15 protein-coding genes are annotated in these 19,064 nt (G+C 66.4%); 2 read left to right on the top strand and 13 right to left on the bottom strand.

Translation table 11 applies throughout. The features are described 5' to 3' along the window. Nucleotides 1–234: 234 nt before the first annotated feature. The 10 genes from AZG88_RS39595 to AZG88_RS39550 all read right to left on the bottom strand — a co-directional run bounded on the left by AZG88_RS39595 (nt 235) and on the right by AZG88_RS39550 (nt 13,677). Nucleotides 235–1,245, bottom strand: coding sequence for a LacI family DNA-binding transcriptional regulator (locus AZG88_RS39595; RefSeq protein ID WP_061700761.1), 1,011 nt, complete (start codon nt 1,243–1,245; stop codon nt 235–237). A 123-nt stretch (nt 1,246–1,368) separates the two neighbouring features. After that, a complete protein-coding gene (locus AZG88_RS39590) occupies nt 1,369–2,070 on the bottom strand; it encodes an HAD family hydrolase (RefSeq protein WP_005241230.1) in 702 nt (233 codons plus the stop codon). Nucleotides 2,071–2,192: 122 nt separating this feature from the next. Further along, nucleotides 2,193–3,632 carry an MFS transporter gene (locus AZG88_RS39585; protein ID WP_082833581.1) on the bottom strand — a complete coding sequence of 480 codons (1,440 nt, stop codon included), beginning with the start codon at nt 3,630–3,632 and terminating at the stop codon, nt 2,193–2,195. Between the two features lie 52 nt (nt 3,633–3,684). Next, the gene (locus AZG88_RS39580; protein WP_231914356.1) at nt 3,685–4,521 is read right to left on the bottom strand and encodes an enoyl-CoA hydratase/isomerase family protein; all 837 of its coding nucleotides are present in this window, start codon (nt 4,519–4,521) and stop codon (nt 3,685–3,687) included. Further along, a complete protein-coding gene (locus AZG88_RS39575) occupies nt 4,518–6,137 on the bottom strand; it encodes an acyl CoA:acetate/3-ketoacid CoA transferase (protein WP_061700760.1) in 1,620 nt (539 codons plus the stop codon). The genes AZG88_RS39580 and AZG88_RS39575 overlap by 4 nt, the downstream gene beginning before the upstream one ends. Nucleotides 6,138–6,222: 85 nt before the next feature. Further along, a complete protein-coding gene (locus AZG88_RS39570) occupies nt 6,223–7,269 on the bottom strand; it encodes a LacI family DNA-binding transcriptional regulator (protein ID WP_061700759.1) in 1,047 nt (348 codons plus the stop codon). Nucleotides 7,270–7,534: 265 nt separating this feature from the next. Then, complete coding sequence (locus AZG88_RS39565; protein WP_061700758.1) at nt 7,535–9,139, bottom strand: GMC family oxidoreductase; 1,605 nt, start codon at nt 9,137–9,139, stop codon at nt 7,535–7,537. Between the two features lie 101 nt (nt 9,140–9,240). Then, entirely contained in the window at nt 9,241–10,767 is a 1,527-nt protein-coding gene (locus AZG88_RS39560) for an aldehyde dehydrogenase family protein (protein WP_061700762.1), read from the bottom strand. A gap of 103 nt (nt 10,768–10,870) precedes the next feature. Continuing rightward, the gene (locus AZG88_RS39555; protein WP_061700757.1) at nt 10,871–12,367 is read right to left on the bottom strand and encodes a sugar porter family MFS transporter; all 1,497 of its coding nucleotides are present in this window, start codon (nt 12,365–12,367) and stop codon (nt 10,871–10,873) included. Nucleotides 12,368–12,408: 41 nt separating this feature from the next. After that, entirely contained in the window at nt 12,409–13,677 is a 1,269-nt protein-coding gene (locus AZG88_RS39550; RefSeq protein WP_061700756.1) for a DUF1479 domain-containing protein, read from the bottom strand. Between the two features lie 140 nt (nt 13,678–13,817). Between AZG88_RS39550 and AZG88_RS39545 the strand changes: the two genes are divergently transcribed. After that, nucleotides 13,818–14,996 (top strand): ROK family transcriptional regulator, encoded by a 1,179-nt coding sequence (locus AZG88_RS39545; RefSeq protein ID WP_061700755.1) that lies wholly within the window; start codon nt 13,818–13,820, stop codon nt 14,994–14,996. A 790-nt stretch (nt 14,997–15,786) separates the two neighbouring features. Here the strand turns inward: AZG88_RS39545 and AZG88_RS39540 are convergent. Further along, on the bottom strand, nt 15,787–16,812 hold the full coding sequence (locus tag AZG88_RS39540) for an NAD-dependent epimerase/dehydratase family protein (protein WP_061700754.1): 1,026 nt from the start codon (nt 16,810–16,812) through the stop codon (nt 15,787–15,789). A 98-nt stretch (nt 16,813–16,910) separates the two neighbouring features. Between AZG88_RS39540 and AZG88_RS39535 the strand changes: the two genes are divergently transcribed. Next, nucleotides 16,911–17,483: a TetR/AcrR family transcriptional regulator gene (locus tag AZG88_RS39535; protein WP_082764837.1), complete on the top strand. Its 573-nt coding sequence runs from the start codon at nt 16,911–16,913 to the stop codon at nt 17,481–17,483. Nucleotides 17,484–17,670: 187 nt separating this feature from the next. Here the strand turns inward: AZG88_RS39535 and AZG88_RS39530 are convergent, their stop codons facing one another. After that, a complete protein-coding gene (locus tag AZG88_RS39530) occupies nt 17,671–18,111 on the bottom strand; it encodes a nuclear transport factor 2 family protein (protein ID WP_061700753.1) in 441 nt (146 codons plus the stop codon). A gap of 123 nt (nt 18,112–18,234) precedes the next feature. After that, on the bottom strand, nt 18,235–19,011 hold the full coding sequence (locus AZG88_RS39525; RefSeq protein WP_061700752.1) for an enoyl-CoA hydratase: 777 nt from the start codon (nt 19,009–19,011) through the stop codon (nt 18,235–18,237). Nucleotides 19,012–19,064 lie beyond the last annotated feature (53 nt).

Below are 19,064 nucleotides of genomic sequence, written 5' to 3'. Positions count from 1 at the left end.
AGCCGCGGCATGCCCGGCGAAGGGTGCATCGACATGACCGGATTCGTCGCCGACTGCCGGAACGCCGGCGGCTACTCGGGGCTCGTGGAGGTCGAGATCCTCAGCGACCGCTGGTGGGCCGCAGACCCGAAGGAGGCGATCCGCGCCGCCACTGAGGGGCTCGTACGCATCTGACGTCGGAGGTATTCCAGGGTCCTCGACGCAGCGGGAGTGGTGCCTATCGTCTCGTTGGGGTCATTTCGCGGGCCCGGTCGAATCCCGCACGACCAACTCGACGGCCAGCAGCGGCGGCGCCGCGCTGGGATTGCGCTCCAAGGCCGCATGCATCAACGCCCACGCCTGGTCGCCGAGTTGGGACTTCGGGCTGACCACGGTGGTCAGGCGCGGGTCGATGTGACGAGCGATCGCGATGTCGTCGAACCCGGTGACCGAGATGTCTTCTGGCACCCGAAGTCCGAGTTCACGTAACTTCGAGATCGCCCCGAGTGCGGAGAGGTCGTTGAAGCAGATCAGTGCGGTCGGCTCATGGGTGAGCGCCTGCTCGATCGCCTCGAAGCTGCCCTCGATGGTGCCGTCCGAGGCAATCTTGACGGCCTCGATCCCGAAGACCTTCGCCATCTCGATTCCGCGCCAGCGCTCGCGGTTCTGCCACGACAACTCGGAGCCGGCGATGTACGCGACCCGGCGGTGACCGAGTTGCGCCAGATGCCCGCACAGTTCCATCATCGGGGTGAAGTTATCGATCGCCACCATGGGGATATCCACCCCGAGTTCGATCCGATTCACCAGCACCACCGGAGTCGACTGCCGGGCAAGTTCCTTCAACCCTGCCGTCGGAATGCGCGACGACAAGAGAATCAGCCCATCGACCTGACCGAGCAGATCCAGCGCGGTCGCGTATTCCTCCGCGGCGGCACCGGAGTAGTCGGCGACGAGCATCCGGTACCCGTCGGCGTTGGCACCGTGGTGCATCTGCTTGACCACATCGAAGAAGTAGGCATTCGCCAGATCCGGCAGGATCACGCCCATGTTCCGCAGCGATCCGAGGACGAGACCTCGAGCGGCACTGCTGGGCCGGTAGGACAACTCCTCGGCGACCTTCTGCACGCGAGCGGCCAAATCCGGTGTCACCGCCGAACTTCCACTCATCACGCGAGAGACGGTCGCGATCGACACTCCCGCGGCCTTCGCGACGGTGGTGATCGTCGGCCGACGGGCCACCGATGCTCGGGTCTGTTCGGCCATCGGGTCCTCTGTATCTCTCGTCCTGATTGCGACCCTCGGTGAGGGAGTCGACAGTCCACCGGAATGGAAGCGTTTACAAAGGATACCTTTGCGAACGGCAGATGACGACTCGGGGGCGCATCCTCACTGGTCAGGCCCTCGTGGCCTGACATGCTGATGGGTGGTGACGTGCACGGCGCGTAGTAGCTCGACGGTGACCTCGGCCAGCGACGAGGTGAAATGACGCCCGGGTGCGGCCGGTACGGAGACGATGCCGGGCACGACCAGGACCGGCATTCCCGCTGATTCGGCGCTGAGCGTTCCGTTGAGCGAATCCTCGATCGCCACACAATCCTCGGCGCGAACTCCGAGCGCGGCGGCCGCCTGCAGGTACGGGTCGGGGTATGGCTTCCCCCGCTCGACATCGTCCCCGGCGACCACGGTGCTGAAGACGTTACCGGGTGCGGCCGCCGCGACCCGGCGTGCGACCGGACTGTAGGCCATGGTGACCAGCCCGCAGGCAATACCTGCCTCCGCGAGCTCGCCGAGTAGGCGCTGCGCCCCGGGCAGCCAGGGGACCTCACGGCTGATGACGGTGGCGACGTCATCGACCAGCATGTCGACGATCGTCGCGACCGGCAGGTCGATGCCACGGTGCTGCAGCGTGCCCGCGGAGACCGTCATCGGCTGGCCGACGGTGGAACGGGCGTCGGCGTCGGTCCACTCCACGCCGTGCTCCGATGCCAGTCGCCGCTGGGCCTGCATCCAGTGTGGCTCGGTGTCGACGAGGGTGCCGTCCATGTCCCACAGCACCGCTCGCAGTGGAGAATTCGTGTCGTCTCGCATCTCGTCGAACCGTCTTTCGTCTGTCGATGGCGGCGGTGAAAGACCAATGCCGGCCAGTGGCAGCGATGCTGTCCCCTGGCCGGTATAGGTCTTTTTGTGATTGTCGTCGGTTCGTGGCTGATTCAGCTGCGGGCGGCGGTGATGGCGTCGCGTGGGTCGTCCAGATCGCGGTTGATCGGGTCGGGGGTGATGTAGGTGGTGCCGATCGTGATGAGGGTCAGGAGGCACAGGTATCCGGCGATGAACACCCACGATCCCAGTCCGGCGCCGGGGACGTCCGGGCCGCCGTCGGAGGCGACGACCGCCGCGATGATCCAGGCCCCGATCAGTGGGGCGATGCCGCCGGAGAGCACCGCGGAGACTTCCCGGGCCACGGAGACGCCGAGGTAACGCTGGCGGGAGCCGAACAGCTCGCACATGAACGCGCTCTGCGAGCCGAACATCCCCCAGGTCCCGATCCCGAGCGCCAGGGAGATGACGACGATGGTCAGCACCACGCTGCCCTGGGACAGTGCCCACCAGATCGGGAACGCGGAGACCAGCTGGAAGTAGGCGAAGGCGCGGTAGGTCTTGACCCGGCCGAACCGGTCGGAGAGCTTGCCGGCGATCGGGATCACGATCGCGCCGAGGGAGGCGGCGAACACCAGGGAGAGGGCACCGATGGGGCCCTTGATGCCGACGGCGGCGCTGGTGACGTAGGCGACCGCGAGGGCCTGGTACATCGAGGACGAGCCGTTTTCGGCCAGGCGAAGGCCGATGCCGCGCAGCAGGGACGGGCGAGAATGCTCGAGCAGGTTGTGCAGCGGCCGTTCGGCGATCTGGTCGCGGACCTCGAGCTTCTTGAAGGTCGGTGACTCTTTCAGGTTGACCCGCAGGTACATCGCGACGCCGAGGATGACGACGCTGGCCAGGAACGGCACCCGCCAGAGCCAGGTGTCGGTGATCTCGCTGTGGCCGCGGTAGACGAGGAAGTAGACCAGGGCCGCGGTGACGGTGCCGACCTGCACACCGAGGAACGGCAGCGAGGCGTAGAAGCCGCGCTTCTTCGACGGCGAGTACTCCGTCATCAAGATGGAAGCGCCGGCCATCTCCGCGCCGGCACCGAGCCCCTGGACGATACGCAGCAGGATCAACAGGGCCGGGGCGAGCATGCCGACTCCGCCGGAGTACCAGTCGCCTTCGCTGCCGTGGTAGGTCGGCAACAGGCCGATGCAGGTGCTGGCCGCACCCATCATGATGATGGTGGCCATCAGTACGAACTTGCGGCCCAGTCGGTCACCGAGCCGGCCGAAGAACACGCCGCCGAGCGGGCGGACGGCGAAGCCGATGAAGTAGGTGGCGAAACTGAGGACCAGTCCGGTCGAGGCGTTTTCACTCGGGAAGAACAGCGGCCCGAACACCAGCGCGGACGCGAGGCTGTAGAGGGCGAAGTCGTAGTACTCGAGGGCGCTTCCCACTGATGCGCCCCACGCTGCTTTGCGGAGGTCCTTCGTGGTGACCACCGGGATGACCGTATCGGTTGCGGGATCCGCCGTGGACAGTGACTGTGGATCGAGGGTCATGGTCTGCCAATCCTGAAGAGGGTTCGCTGTGTATCGAGAAGGCGCGAGGGGCCTACGAGTTGGTGAAGATGGGTGTGGTCTTGTTCCGGAAGGCGGTGACGCCGATCGCGAAATCGTGGGTCGAGGCGGTGAAGCCGCTGGCGAGGGCTTCGAGGATGGCGGACGGTGCGCCGACAGCGGCCGCGTCGACGAGCTGCTTGCTCACCTGTACCGCGGCGGGAGAGCCTTCGAGGATGCGGTCGACGAGCTCGGTGGTTGCCGAGTCGATGCCGTCGCGGTCGGCGACCGCGGTGAGCAGCCCCCATGCCAGCGCGGTCTCGGCGTCGAGTTGCCTGCGGGTGAAGATGAGCTCCTTGGCCCGAGCGGCGCCGATCACGTTGGTCAGCCGCTCGGTGCCGCCCCAGCCAGGGATGGTGCCGAGGCTGGTTTCGGGCAGCCCGAGACGGGCGCCGGGGCCACCGACCCGCAGGTCGCAGGCCAGGGCGAGTTCCAGTCCGCCGCCGACAGCGATCCCGTCGACGACCGCGATCGTCGGCTGTCGCAACTGGGCGAGGAAGTTGAACACCCGGTGCCCTTCGGCGATCCAGCGTTTCCACATCTGGACGGGGGTGAAGTCGGCGAATTGGGTGATGTCGGCGCCGACGCAGAACGCCTTCTCGCCGGCGGTTTTCAGCAACACCAGCTGGGCGTCGGAGTTCTCGACGGCCCGCAGTTCGACATGGAGGTCGTCGAGGAGTTCGAGGGTGAGGGCGTTGAGCTTACGGGGGCGGTCGATCAACACCGTCGCCACCCGGCCCTCGTGGGTGTAGCTGACGGCGATCCGGCCCGTGTCGGCCTGGACGTCGGTGGAGTTCATGCGGTGCTCCTCGGTCGGGGTGGTTGCGGTCATGCCTGCACCGCCTGCATCCGCGGGTGCTCGGGCAGCGTGGACAGGGTCAGGTTCTGAAGCTGGGGAAGAAAAAGCTCGGCGGACATGGTCGTCAGATTCGGGTCGACGAGCAGCTCGAACTCGGACTTGCCGAGCACGTCACGCTGCAGGTCCACACCGGGGGCGATCTCGACGACAGTCAACCCCTCCGGGCGCAGTTCGAGCACGGCCCGCTCGGTGACGTAGAGAACCTTCTGCCCATTGGCCAGGGCGCGCTTGCCGGAGAAGGTGGGGGAGTCGACCTCGTTCACGAACTTGGTGTGCGGGCCATCGGCACGGATCTGCAGGGCACCGTCCTCGATTCCGATGTCGCGGCGACCGGCGGTGAAGGAACCGACGAACACGATCGACGGTGCAGCGGAAGTGATGTCGGCGAACCCGCCGACGCCGGCGGTGACGTGCCGGCGCTTGGGGAGGCTGTGCACGTTGACGTTGCCGTGCCGGTCGATCTCGAGGAACGAGAGCAGCGAGTGCTCGAAGCCACCACCCTGCAGCAGGGTGAACTGGTCCGAGCTCTGCATGATCGCGTCCGGGTTCTGAGCGACACCGAAGACGAAGTCCAGCAACGGGACACCGCCGACCGGGCCCTGCTCGATCACCCAGGACACCGCGTTCGCGAGCCCTTCCTCGACCAGCACTTGCGGCACCAGCGCCGAGACCCCGAAACCGAGGTTGGCGATCTCCCCGGACTGCAGTTCGGCCGCGGCCCTGCGGGCCATGATTTTCTCGAGGGTGAACGGCACCGGCTCGAGGGTGCTCAACGGGCGGCGCAACTCGCCGGAGATGGCTGGGTCGTACTGGGTTTGGGTGGTCTGCAGCTGATCCGGGGCCAGCACGAGGGCGTCGACGAGGATGCCCGGGACCTGCACTGCCTGTGGGCTCAAGCTGCCACCCTCGGCCAGGTACTTGACCTGCGCGATGACGACGCCGCCGTTGTTGTGGGCGGCGTAGGCCAGGTCGAGGGCACCGAGCGGGGACGCCTCTTCCTCGAATGTCAGGTTGCCGTGGTTGTCGGCGGTGGTGGCGCGGATGATCGCCACATCCGGAACGAGGGCGTCGTAGAACAGCCATTCCTGACCGTCGAGCTCGTGCACTCGCACGAAGGCTTCGGGGGTGATGGTGTTCATCCGGCCGGCACTGATCCGGGGGTCGACGAAGGTGTCGAGGCCGACCTTGGAGAGCACGCCGGGTTGTTTGGCCGCGGCCGCGCGGTGCAGCTGATACAGCACACCGGAGGGGAAGTTGTAAGCCTCGACCTCGTTGTTCTCGATCATCTGCCAGATCCGGGGCGGCTCCGCCGAGGAGGGACCGGATGGATACGAACCGGCCACCACTCGGGACAGCAGGCCGGGCCGGGCGATGTGATCGATGCCCTTGATACCCCACATGTCGCCGGCCGCGATCGGGTGCACACTGGTCAGATTCTTCGGGGACCGGGTCTCCTCGTAGCGCTGTCCGAGGCCGGCGAGCACCTCGTCCGGGCAGCCCAGCCCGGACGAGGAGCTGACGGTGACGACGTCGCCGTCGCGGACGAGGTCGGCGGCCTGGCGGGCGGTGAGTACGCGGGGGGTGTGCATCGTGACGGCTCCTAGCGGTGTAAGCGCTTACTTGTTGGTTACAGGTCGAGAATGCTCGGTCGGGCGGTTAGCGGGGGAGGTACAGCTATGGGCGGCGGGGCCGCCAGGCGGCGGTGGAGGCTCGCACTCGTAGCGCGGGCTCGACGAGCTGGTGAGTGTACGGAGTGGCGGCAGCATCGCCGTCCGAGGGCAGTGACTGGCCGAGGCGTTCGAGGATCAGTTCGCCGCACTTCTCCCCGATCTTGGTGGGGAAGGTGGCGACGGTGGTCAGCGGCGGTGTGCGGTGGGCGGATCCGGCGATGTCGTCGAAGCCGCCGACGGCGATGTCGCGGCCGGGTTCGAGTCCGCGGCGGGTCAGTTCGGCGTAGACGCCGACGGCGACGATGTCGCTGTAGGCCACGATCGCGTCGGGGATCTCGCCGCGGTCGAGCAGTCGGCGGGTGGCGTCGGCGCCGCCGTCCGGGGTGGCTTCCCCGAACAGTCCGTCCGTGGGGTACATGGTCATGTCGGATCCGTCGATCGCGGCCAGGAAGCCCTGCTCACGTTCGCGGCGGGCGGAGGTGTGCTGGGGGCCGCCGACCATGGCCACCGTCCGCGCGCCCATTGAACGCAGGTGCTGGCCGAGCAGCCGTCCGGCTTCGACGTTGTCGGCACCGACGTAGTCGTGGCTGAGATCGAAGTGCCGGGCCAGCAGTACCAGTGGGATCCCGCTCGACGCGAGCAGGTCGTCGATCTCCGAGGCCTGAGTATCACCGGCGGGGAGCAGGATCAACCCGTCGATGCTGCGCTCGACGAGCCGATCGAGCAGTCGCCGTTGGCGGGCCGGGTCGTCGCGGCTGTAGCCGATGAACACCGCGTAATTGGCGCGGTCCGCGACGTCCTCGAGGGTCATAGCCAGTTCGGCGAAGTAGGGGTTCTGTACCTCGGTCACTACCAGGCCGAGGGTCATCGACCGTGGGTTGCGGAGCATCGCCGCGTGCCGGTTGTAGACGTATCCGAGGGCCTTCATCGCCTCACGCACGCGGCGGGTGGTTTCCGGTGCCACACTCGGGCTGTCGTTGAGGACGAGGGACGCAGTGGACCGGGACACGCCAGCGTGGCGGCTGACGTCGGAGAGGGTGACTCGCCCCATGGCCTCGACCCCTTTCTCGTGTCTGTGTGACCTGCGATACAGACGATACAGCATATTCCTGGATCGATCCAATAGCTGTTTTCCCACCTCACTGACTTGAGTGGAACTCCAATCCGGGGAAATGGCATGAACTGCACAAATTGTACTGGATCGATCTAAAGGAGACTGTGTCCGTGCCGTGCTCAAAAGCCGGACACGACGAAAGCCGGGGTCGACGGTGCGACCCCGGCTCGGCCGGTAAGGGTTGGCTGCGGCGGGTGTTGCCTCAGCCGCCCGTGATCATGTCTGCGGCCTTCTCCGCGATCATGATGGTGGGGAATTGGGTGTTGGAGCTGACCAGTCGCGGCATGACCGATGAGTCCGCCACGCGCAGTCCCTCGAGTCCGTGCACCTTCAGGTCCGGTCCGACCACGGCGTTCCGGTCGGTGCCCATCGCGCAGGTGCCCACCGGGTGGTAGGAGGTGCGCCCGTGGGAGCGGACGAAGTCCACGTAGTCGTCCTTGGTGCGCAACGCCTTCCCGCCGGCGAGGTGTTCGGCCTTGATGTGCTTGGCCATCGACGGCTGGCTCATGATCTCGCGGGACTGCTTGACGCCCTCGATGCTTGCTTCGACGTCGAAGTCGGTGGCGAGGAAGTTCGGGTCCACCAGCGGATGCACGGTTGGGTCTGCCGAGGCCAGCCGCACCGAGCCGCGGCTCTGCGGGCGCACGAAGTACGAGTTCAACGTGGCGCCGTAGCCGGGTCGCATGGCGGCGATGCCCTGCTCGACGCCGGCGGCCGGCAGGAAGTGGAACTGCAGGTCCGGAATCGATTCCTTGGCCTTGCCGAACGAGAACGCGCCGCCCTCGACGATCGTGGAGGCGAGCGGGCCCTTCCGGAAGGCGAGGTACTCGAGGCCCGCCTTGGCGGTGCCCGGGCGAATCTGGTTGAGCCGGTCCATGCTCTGGTACTCGCGGAGCTCGTAGATGATGTCGAGGTCGCAGTGATCGTGCAGATTACGCCCGACCCCGGCCAACTCGTGCCGGACCGGTACGCCGGCGGCGGTCAGGTCGTTGCCGTTGCCGATGCCGGAGAGCTGCAGCAGTTTCGGTGATCCGTAGGCGCCGCTGGTGACGAGCACTTCCCGGGTGGTCTTGGCGATCTTGCGGATGCCGCCCTCGAGGTATTCGACGCCGGTGGCGCGGGTGCCGTCGAGGACGATCCGGGCGGCGGTGACGCGAGTTTTGATGGTGAGGTTGGGGCGCCCCCGGGCCGGGCCGAGGTAGCCGACGGCGGCGCTGCAGCGGCGTCCGTTCTTGGTGGTGGTCTGGTAGTAGCCGACCCCGAATTGGCTGTCACCGTTGAAGTCGCTGTTGTAGGGCAGCCCGTATTCCTGTCCGGCCTGGACCCATGCCTTGCTCAGTGGGTGCGGGTTGACCAGGTCGGAGACCCCGATCGGGCCGTCGGTGCCGTGGTGCGGGGCGGAGAGTCGCTCGTTGCATTCGGCGCGCAGGAAGTACTTCTTGATCTCCTCGTAGGACCAGCCGTCGCAGCCGAATTTCGCGGCCCACTCGTCGTAGTCCTCGTGGGCGCCGCGGGTGAAGACCTGGGCGTTGATCGAGCCGCCTCCGCCGAGGACTTTGCCCTGGGCTAGAGGGATGATCCGGTCGTGGCAGTGCTTCTGCGGGACGCTGGTGTGGCCCCAGTCGTACTTGCTGCCGGTCAGTTTCGCGAAGCCCGCCGGAACGTGGATGAAGGGGTGCCGGTCGCCGCGTCCGGCTTCGAGCAGCAGCACCGTGACCTGTGGATCCTCGGTGAGGCGGGCGGCCAGGACGCAGCCTGCGGTGCCGGCGCCGGTGATGACGTAGTCGTAGACATCGGTGGTGTCCACTGGGTTCTCCTCTGATCGAGCGCACCCGGGGTGGGTGTCTGTGCATGTCGGTGGTCGGAATCGGGGGTGCGGCGGGTTTCGGTCCGCCGCCGCGTCGGGCGTTACCGGGTCCAGTTCGGGAAGGCCGGGGTGCGGGATCCGGTGCGGATCTGGATGGTCTTGAGTTCGGTGAACTCGTCGAAGCCGGCCTGGCCCATCTCCCGGCCGTAGCCGCTCTGCTTCATTCCACCGGCGGGCAGGGCGGGTGCCCCGTCGATGGTGGTGTTGACCCAGACCCGTCCACTGCGCATGCGCCGGGCGGTGGTCAGCGCCTTGTCGATGTTCTTGGTCCAGATCGAGCCGGCCAGACCGTATTCGGTGGCGTTGGCCAGGGTGATGGCCTCGTCGACGTCGGAGAAGCGGGTAACGGTGAGGACGGGGCCGAAGATTTCTTCGGTGAACACCGCTGCGGTGGCGGTGACGTTGTCCAGGACGGTGGGGGCAACGAAGTTGCCGTGCTCGAACCCGGGGCCGCTGAGGCGGGTGCCGCCGGCCAGCAGGGTCGCGCCGTCCGCCACTGCGGTGTCGACGCAGCCGAGCACCTTGTCGAGGTGGCCCGCGTGGATCATCGGCCCGACCTCACTTCGTTCGTCGGTGGGTGCGCCGACGATGACTTTCCCGATCCCCTCGACCACGCGGGCGACGAAGTCGTCGGCGATGGACTCGTGCACCAGCAGCCGAGCCCCGGAGACGCAGCATTCGCCCTGGTTGAACAGCACCCCGAAGAGCACTCCGTCGAGGGCGTCGTCGAGGTCGGCGTCCTCGTAGACGATGCTCGCGGCCTTGCCGCCGAGTTCCATCGACAGTCGCTTGATGCTGCCGGCGGAGGCCTCGGTGATCTTGCGGCCGGTGGCGGTGCTGCCGGTGAAGGACAGCAGGTCGATCAGGTCGCTATCGGAGAACGCGGCGCCGACGGTGCCGCCCTCCCCGGTGACGACGTTGACCGCGCCCGCCGGCACGCCGGCCGCCGCGACGATCCGGGCCAGCTCGAGGGTGGTGCCGGAGGTGAACTCGGAGGGCTTGATGACCGCGGTGCACCCGGCGGCCAACGCGAACGGCAACTTCTGCGCTACCTGCAGCAGCGGGAAATTCCAGGGAGTGATCATCCCGACGACACCTGCGGGCTCCCGCACCACCAGGGCGGTGCAGTTCTCCCCGAGCTCGGTGTGCGCCTCACCATGGGCGGTCGCGGCCAGGGCGGCCGCGTACTCGAACAATTCGATGCTGGCCGCGATATCGCCCCGCGCGAGGGCAAGGGGCTTGCCGGTCTCCTCGGCCTCGATCCGGGCCAGTGCGTCCTGCTCGGCACGCATCAGAGTGGCGGCCGTGGTGAGCACCCGGGAACGCTCCATCCCGGTCAACGTCGGCCACGAGCCCTCGTCGAACGCGGTGCGGGCGGCGCGGATGGCCTGCTCGGCGTCCTGCCGGGTGCCGTTGGTGTAGGTCGCCAGCAGGGCGCCGTCGGCGGGGGAGCGTCGCTCGATCACGCTGTCGGCGGCGGGAACCGGGGCGCCGTCGATGAAGTTCCCGTAGGCGCGGACCTCGTGGGTTGCGGTGTGGCAGGCTGTCGATTCGGTGGCGGTAGCCATGGTGTCAGTCATTCCTTGGGTTCGAGGACGGGCACACAGAACACCCGTAATTGGTAAGCGCTTACTTCGTGTATCTGGGAAGGGGCGTGTGAGAGGCGGAACCTCAGTGCACCGGTGTGGTCGTGGGCTGATGGTGTGGGTGCGTCGGCAGTTCGTCTTCGCCGGCGAGTTCGTCCATGGATTCGAGTTGGCGGCCCTTGGTCTCGGGCACCATCTTCCAGACGAAGATCAGCGCGAGCAGGGCGAAGGCGCCGTAGAGCCCGTAGGCGTACTGCAGACCGAAGGCGGCGAGGGAGGGGAAGGTGGTGCTGACCACGAAGTTGGCGATCCACTGCGCCGCGGCACCGAGGCCGAGGGCAAGGGCGCGGATGCGGTTGGGGAACATTTCGCCGAGCAGCACCCAGACGACCGGGCCCCAACTCGCGCCGAATCCGATGACGAACACGTTCGCGCCGATCAGGGCGACGGTGCCCCAACTGGACGGGAGGGTCGTCACGCCGTCGACCACGGTGGCCTGCGCGAACGCCACCGCCATCAGGGACAGGGAGAGAGTCATCGCGCCGGCACCGAAGAGCAGCAGGGCGCGCCGTCCGACCTTGTCGATGAGCGAGATCGCAATGACGGTGGCCACGATGTTGGTCACGGCGGTGATCACCGAGATCAGGAAAGAGTCCGATTCCTGGAAGCCGACGGACTGCCACAGGGTGGTCGAGTAGTAGAAGATCACGTTGATACCGACCAACTGCTGAAACACCGAGAGCAGGATGCCCACCCACACCAGCGGCAGGAAGTAGAACTTGCCGCCGAGCAGGTCCGAGAAGCGTTGCTTGCGTTCGGTGTTCACGGTCTGCTGGATTTCGTGGATCTTGCGGGTGCTGGCGGCATCGACCAGACCGAGCACGTCGCGCAGCACCTGGCCGGCCTCGTCGATGCGGCCCTTGTTCACCAGGTAACGGGGCGATTCGGGCAGCCGGGCCGCGAGGACGCCGTAAACGATCGCGGGGACCGCGGCGGAGATGAACATCCACCGCCAAGCATCGAGTCCGAGCCAGAGTTCCTTCGCGGCACCGCCGGCGAGATGGGCGAACAGAGCGCTGGCGAGCAGCGCGAGGAAGATGCCGATCACCAGGGCCATCTGCTGCATCGTGGCAAGGCGCCCGCGGATGCGTGCCGGGGAGATTTCCGCGATGTAGGCGGGGGCGATGACGGAGGCGAAGCCGATGCCGACGCCGCCGAGGAACCGCCAGGCGATCAGGTCCCAGACGGCAAAGACGAGACCGGAGCCGATCGAGCTGACGGTGAGCAGGACCGAGGCGACGACCATGGTGCGGACGCGGCCGATCCGGTCGGCGCAGATTCCGGCGGACCAGGCGCCCACACCGGCGCCGAGCAGTGCGCATGAGACGACGAAGCCGAGCACCGCGGGGGAGAGGCCGAACTGGTGGCGGATCGCGTCGACGGTGCCGTTAATGATCGCACTGTCGAATCCGAACAGGAATCCGCCGAGGGCTGCGACGGCGGCCATGCCGACCAGGCGACGCGACGCCTGGCCGTCTTCTTCGGTCGCGGACGAACCTGCCGCGTCAATGGGGATGTGCACGGTAACTCCAAAAGGGGGGTGGAAGGTGGCGAGGGGAGGGGTCAGCGGTCGAGAACGAGGCCTCGGCGGCCGATGGTGTTGAGGTCGTTCTCGGTGAACCTGCCGGTCCAGTCCGCTTCGTAGTGTTCTTCGGGGAAGTCGTCGGGGGATTCGCCGGCGAGGAACCGTTGCGCGACCTTGGTCGCGTAGTGAGCGTTCTTCTCGCACATGGGGGCGGCGGGGATGTACATGACGTTGCCCCAGCCCTGCTGGTTCGCCACCGGCTGCACCGAATGGATGACGTCGCAATGCCACCAGACCGAATCGCCCGCCTGCAGGTCCGGGATCACGCTCAGGCCCTGCATCAGCAGCGGGTGCCACTTGTCGTTGACGGGCAGCACGCGGCGCGGGGTGATGTCGCACAGTTCGTCGTCGGGGACGTCGTCGCGCAGCGCGCGCAGCAGGATGTAGGCCATGGCCTCGGGGATCGGGACGGTGCACAGCACGCCCTGGTCGTTGCGCATCTCCGACAGCGCGGTCCAGCCCTGGAAGCTGCGGAACACCGAGCACATCGTGGAGCCCCCGGCGTACTCGTTCACCTCGGTCCGGTAGGCGGCGTCCCAGGCGTCGTAGCGGTCGAAGTCGCCGTCGAAGACGTGCCGGAAGACCTTCTGATAAGCGGGCAGCAACCAGCGCTCGAGCGCGCCGGAGTCGGTGTGGGCGCCGAGACCCTTGGAGGTGGTGCCCGGAGGGCGGCGACGGATCCTGTCCGGGTACATGCTGTCCTGGTCGGGATCGAACCAGGTGCTGCCCTCCGACTCGAACTTCCACTGGTGATTCAGGAACGACTGCACGGTTGCCATCCGCTCGTGCTGACGCGCCTCCATCTGGGGACGGGACCAATAGATCGGATAGATCTCCGGGCGGGAGGCGGCCAGGGTGCCGAAGAAGTCGTCGCCCGGTCCGCGGTACTTGCTGTCGAACTCGTTGTCCTCGACGTACTCGACCAGCTGGCGGTCCCAGCCGCGGGCGGTCTGCTCAGGGAAGTGGCCACGCACGACCAGGCATCCGCGGCGGTGGATCTGCTGCAACTGGGTATCGGTTACCCCGTTCGACGCGATCTGGTCGTAGTCGATGAGCGGCCAGACTTCTTCACCGCGCTCCTTGGTGGTGCGGATGTCCTCGATCTCCTTCTCGATGAACGCCTCGACCTGACGGAACGCAGCCTCGACGTCGCCGATCTGCGCTCGCAGGGACGCCTTGACCGCGCGGATCGCGCCGGGAACATCCTCGGGGACTCGTTCGATTCGCTCGGCAACGTGCGTGTTCATGACCTCACACCCTTTTCGTAAACAACCTTTACGAAAGCTAGACTAGCGAGACGTGAATCACATGTAAAGAGCCCTAACTAAAGTAGGATCGACAAGGTGCGGGAAGGCCCCGCAGTGGGAGTAGTGGCAGGAGTGAACAGGTGGTGGCTTCAACCGGCACGTTCCGCCGCGCAGCGACTCCAGTCGCCGCCCCGCTGCCGAGTACGCTCGCACAGCTGACCGACAGCACTTTCATCGATGCTCTCTTCCGGGAAGGGCCCTCGTCGCGTGCGCAAATCGCCAAGTCAACTGGGATCTCGAAACCCACGATTTCTGAATCCGCGCAAAGACTGCTGTCGACCGGTCTGATCGTCGAGGTGGGGCAGACCGCTACGGGAATGCGCGGGCGTTCGGCGGTGCTCTACGACGTCAACCCGCGCTACGGACACTCCCTGGGAGTCGTGCTCGAGCGCGGGCATGTGGCAGTGAAGGCGCTCGACCACAAGGGCGCCGCGGTGTGTGACCGTCAGATCGAGGCAGACGACGAGAATCTGCCCGCCGCTATTGCCGATGCCCGAGACCTGATCGCGCAGTGCACCGCCGACGTCGGCACGCCGCGACTGGCTACTGCGGTCTCCGTGGCAGCACCGATCGATCCCCGGACCCACACCGTCCGACAGTTGCCGGACGCACCCTTCACCGGATCGGTCCCCGACTTCGCCACGGCTTTGCATATCGACGCCGCCGAACCGCTGATCATCGACAACGACGTGAACTGGGCAACCATCGCCGAGAGCCGGACCGGATCCACGCAAGGTGCTGACAACTTCCTATACGTGTACCTGGGGGCGGGTGTCGGTGCCGGGCTTTTCCTCTCCGGTGGTCTGCACCGCGGATCCAGCGGGACTGCCGGCGAAATAGCCTTCCTGAGAATGGCTTCCGGTGAGACGTTGATGAGCCGTCTCGGCCACTCGCTCATAGGCACCCCCGACGGGCGGTCGATCGACCTTGTCCGCGCCCGCGCCCTGCTCGACACCGACGCCCCCGACCACGCGGCCGACGAGATCCTCGACGACCTCGCGCATACGATCGTCAACGTCACCACCGCCATCGACCCCGGGCGGATCGTCATCGGCGGACCGCTGTCGGAATTCGCACGCATCACCGAGGGCCTGAGCCGACGCATCGCCGATGCCGCGCTCTCGGACGTCGAGGTGAGCATGAGCCCGCTCGGTCGGACCGCACCGCTGCAAGGGGCCGCGATCGGAGCACTCGAGTTTGCGCACCAGCACCGAGGGAGCATCGGATCCACCACCTCGGAGGCGGCGGCGCCGGACTGACCCGTGACGCGGGACCTATGGGTCGGCACCGGGCGACTATAATTGCGGCACAAGGTCTCTCACGGTCTGTAGCTACGATTGCCCCGGTCTGTCTCGTTGTACTGATTCGCTTGGGCGCTTGCGTGGGCGACCAACTTGGTGACCTGACTTTCGACAACGTGTCGCCACGAAATCGCGTGATTTCGAGTGCTTCTCCCGGACAGTGTGCGGTCGGCTTCTGAAACTGTTAGGGAGCGCCGTTCGTGTACCGGTATGTCTGCCAAACGGACCGGATCACCGCAAAACGGCGCTCGGGCGGTTCGCATGCATCGGCCCGGAGATGGTGGATGGGGCGTGGACGGCGGCGGAATGCAGTCGGTCGGTCAGTGGATGGCGGGCCGTGCGGATGGGGCTCGTTCAGGCGCGGCGCCGGGCGGTGGTTAGAGGAGCGCTGGATGGAGGGAGCGCGGCGGAGAGGGTGGATGGATGGATGGTGGCGCGCTATATGGACCCTTAATGGGTGAACACCCCATATTGAAGGAGGGAGAGGAGGGAGGGAGAGGAGAGAGCCGCTGGTGGTCGTCGTCGAGAGTGCGGGCGCGGGTATCGAAGTCTCGGTGACGGTCCCTCGTCTGTCGGACGTGCGTTATCAAGATGGTGCCGAGTCGGCAGGGGAGTGAGGCGCCGTCACGCCGCGACGAGGATGGCGTATCCGGCGGATCCTCCGCCCACTTCGGGTGCGCGTGATCCTGTGGCTCGCGGACTAATGCCGTGGACTGCCGCAATGCCGGAGGACGGACGGGCGGGAAGTTCAGACAACTTCCATGTCGAGAAGGCTTCTTGCGCAGTCCAGTACGGTCTGTTCGGGTGGGCGTGGTGTCCAGCCGAGTTCACGTCTGGCCTTGTCGATGCTGTGCCGATTTCGGCGACCCAATGCCGGCGTGATCTCTCGTACGGAGGGGTCGAGGTAGCGGGCGGCGAGGCGGACTGCGAAGTCTGGGAGTTCTCGTGTGCGCACCGCGCGCCCTTTATTGCCGAGGCCGGTGTGCAGGGTGTGGGCGATTTCCTGCATCCATCGGAATTCCCCGGTTGCCAGGAACCGTTCACCGGACGCTTTCGGTGATGTCATGGCCCGGATATGGATGTCCGCGAGGTCACGGACGTCGACGATCTCGAACCCGATCCGCGGGACTCCGCGCATGCGACCGGCGATCATTCGCTGGATGATCCCGACGGAGCCGAGGTTGCCGGCTGTGAGGATCGGCCCGAACACCGCACCCGGGAGCACGGTCGTCAACTCCGTCACGCCGCCCTGGTTACGGGCGAAGTCCCAGGCTGATCTTTCGGTGAGGGTCTTCGATCGGCGATAGGGAATCAGCGACGGATCGTCCGGGTCGGTCCACAGACTTTCATCGGTGACGCCTTCGGTTGCGTACGAGGTGGGACTCGCCGCGTTCGCGGCGGAGGTCATGACTACTCGCTGCACCCGCGCCGTCGTCGAGGCGCGTAGGACCCGGAGTGCGCCGCCGCGCGCCGAGGCAATCAACGTCTCTACGCTTCCCGAAGCCGAGATACCCAGCGGGGAGGCGACATGGAGCACATAGTCGACCCCTTCGACGGCCTGATCCCACCCGTCGTTGGCGGTCAGGTCTGCGACGGCGAACGTCAAGCGGCCGGGATCGACGTCGATCTCACCGGATACCGCTGCCGTCACCTCGCTGACCTTGCCGGGGTTGCGCACGGTGGTGCGCACGTCATATCCGCGGCGTAGTAGTTCGACGATGCACCAGCCCGCGACGTAGCCGCTGCCGCCGGTAACCAATACCAACTCGGTCATGGCTGTCAACCTTCGTGTGTCAGAATGAAGCGGAGGACCCTCCGGTTATTTCACCGTATCGGAGGGGCCTCCGTTTAGCAATGAGAAGAGGGGAGAATGTGGACGCGTCATCCAAGAATCCGACCCGGTCCGATGCGCGGCACAATCGTGAGCGGATCCTCGATGTCGCGCGCACTGCTGTCTCCGAAAGCAACGAGGTCTCCCTCACAGCGATCGCGAAGCAGGCGGGGGTCGGGATCGGCACCCTCTACCGGCATTTCCCGAATCGGGAGTCGCTGGTGCTTGCGCTCTACCGGCAAGAGCTCGAGAAGTTGATCGACCTCGTTCCTGAGCTCCTCGCGTCCTCACCACCGTTGGAGGCGCTTCGCCGGTGGTTCGAAGAGATTGCTCGATACGGGCGTGTGAAGTTCGGTTTCGCGGAGGTGATCCACGCGGCCACGAGCGGCGGCGTGAACGACGAGTACTACCAGCCTTTCGTCGAGGCGATCGCGCAACTCCTCGAGGTAGGCGCCGCCGACGGGGTCCTCAAAGCTGGGTTGGATCCCGAAGATGTTCTGCTCCAGCTGAGCGTGTTGTGGCGGATTGATCCCACGGCCGAGGGGGAGGCTCGGGCTGCGCGGATTCTCGACCTCATTGTCGATGGGCTGCGCTCGGGTGCCGCATCACGCTGACTCGTCGAGTGGTCGAATCGCGCTGCTGCAGTCGTGGGATAGCCCGCATTCGTTCAGTGCCGGGTTGCGCCGAGTGACGCTCTGCCGCGGCCGCTCGACCGCATCGCCGAGACACTCCTGTTCTTCGTAGTCGCTGAGCCGGACGGAGATGCGGTGGGGCTTTGCCTGAAGGTGCCCGGGCGGGCGGTCAGTGTGATGGCCAGCCGAGGGCGTCGAATACGGCGATGGGGTCGAGGTAGTCCCGCCAGTGCGCGATTTCGCCGTCGCGGAGTGTGAGTACGGAGATGTATCTGTTGGCGTAGCGATGCCCGGTGCCGACCGCGTGGCCTTCGGAGGCGTACTCGAGCACCACGACTCCGGTGGTCGTGTCGTGGTGGACGGTCAGATCGAAGCAGCGGTCGAGAACGATGGTGGTGCCGTAGGGGCGGTATAGCTCGGCGACTGCGGAACGGCCCTTGATGTGCCTCGGGTACCCGGGAACGGTGATCACGTAGTCGACGGTGATGTCCTCTGCGAGGAGGTCGAAGAAGTGTCCGGGCTCGACGAGTCCGTCCAGACCCTGTTCGATGATCCGAAAGAATGGTTCCAGTGCGGCGAAGTCCGCGAGGTCGGCAATGGGCGCCTTCACGTTGCCGAGTTTACTTCCACGCCGGAGCGGAACTAGACCGAATTCGGTGAAGCCGGTTGGTGTGACACCGGTATTCCGACCATCGCCCCGCACCGGAGCCCGGTGCGGGGCGAACGTCGGGGTCTAGCGGTGTGTGAACTCCGGCGTGCGCTTCTCCACGAACGCGGCCATGCCTTCCTTCTGGTCCTCGGTGGCGAAGGTGGAGTGGAACACCCGCCGTTCGAAGCGGAGTCCCTCGGTGAGGGTGGTCTCGAATGCCCGGTTGACTGCTTCCTTCGCCATCATCGCGACGGGCAGTGACATCTCGGCGACGGTGGTGGCGGTCTTCAGCGCTTCGTCGAACAGGTTGGCGGCAGGGACGATCCGGGACACGAGTCCGGCCCGCTCGGCCTCCTCGGCGTCCATGCTGCGGCCGGTCAGGCACAGTTCCATGGCCTTCGCCTTGCCGATTGCGCGGGTGAGTCGTTGTGAGCCACCGATGCCGGGGATGACGCCGAGTTTGATCTCGGGCTGACCGAACTTGGCGGTATCGGCGGCGAGGAGGATGTCGCACATCATCGCCAACTCGCACCCGCCGCCGAGCGCGTATCCCGCCACTGCGGCGATGATGGGTTTGCGTGCGGCGGCGATGCGGTCGCCGATCGAAAAGAAGTCGCCCAGGTAGACATCCATGTACGACTTGGTGTGCATTTCGTTGATATCGGCGCCGGCGGCGAATGCGCGGTCGGAGCCGGTGATGAGGATCGCGCCGACGCCGCTGTCGGAGTCGAGTTCGTCGACAGCGGTGACGATTTCGCGCAGAAGCTGGGTGTTCAACGCGTTGAGTGCTTTCGGGCGGTTGAGGGTGATGATCCCGACCCGGCCTTTGCGGTCGAGGAGGATGGTGTCGTAGTCGGTCACTGGTCTTCTCCGGTGGCGGTGGGTGGGGTGAGCCCGAGTTCGAGGTCGCCGAG

It is taken from the genome of Rhodococcus sp. LB1 (genome assembly GCF_001583455.1).
Lineage (GTDB): Bacteria > Actinomycetota > Actinomycetes > Mycobacteriales > Mycobacteriaceae > Rhodococcus_F > Rhodococcus_F opacus.
Note: the sequence above shows the minus strand (reverse complement) of the source record. Positions and strands in the feature narration are given on the sequence as shown.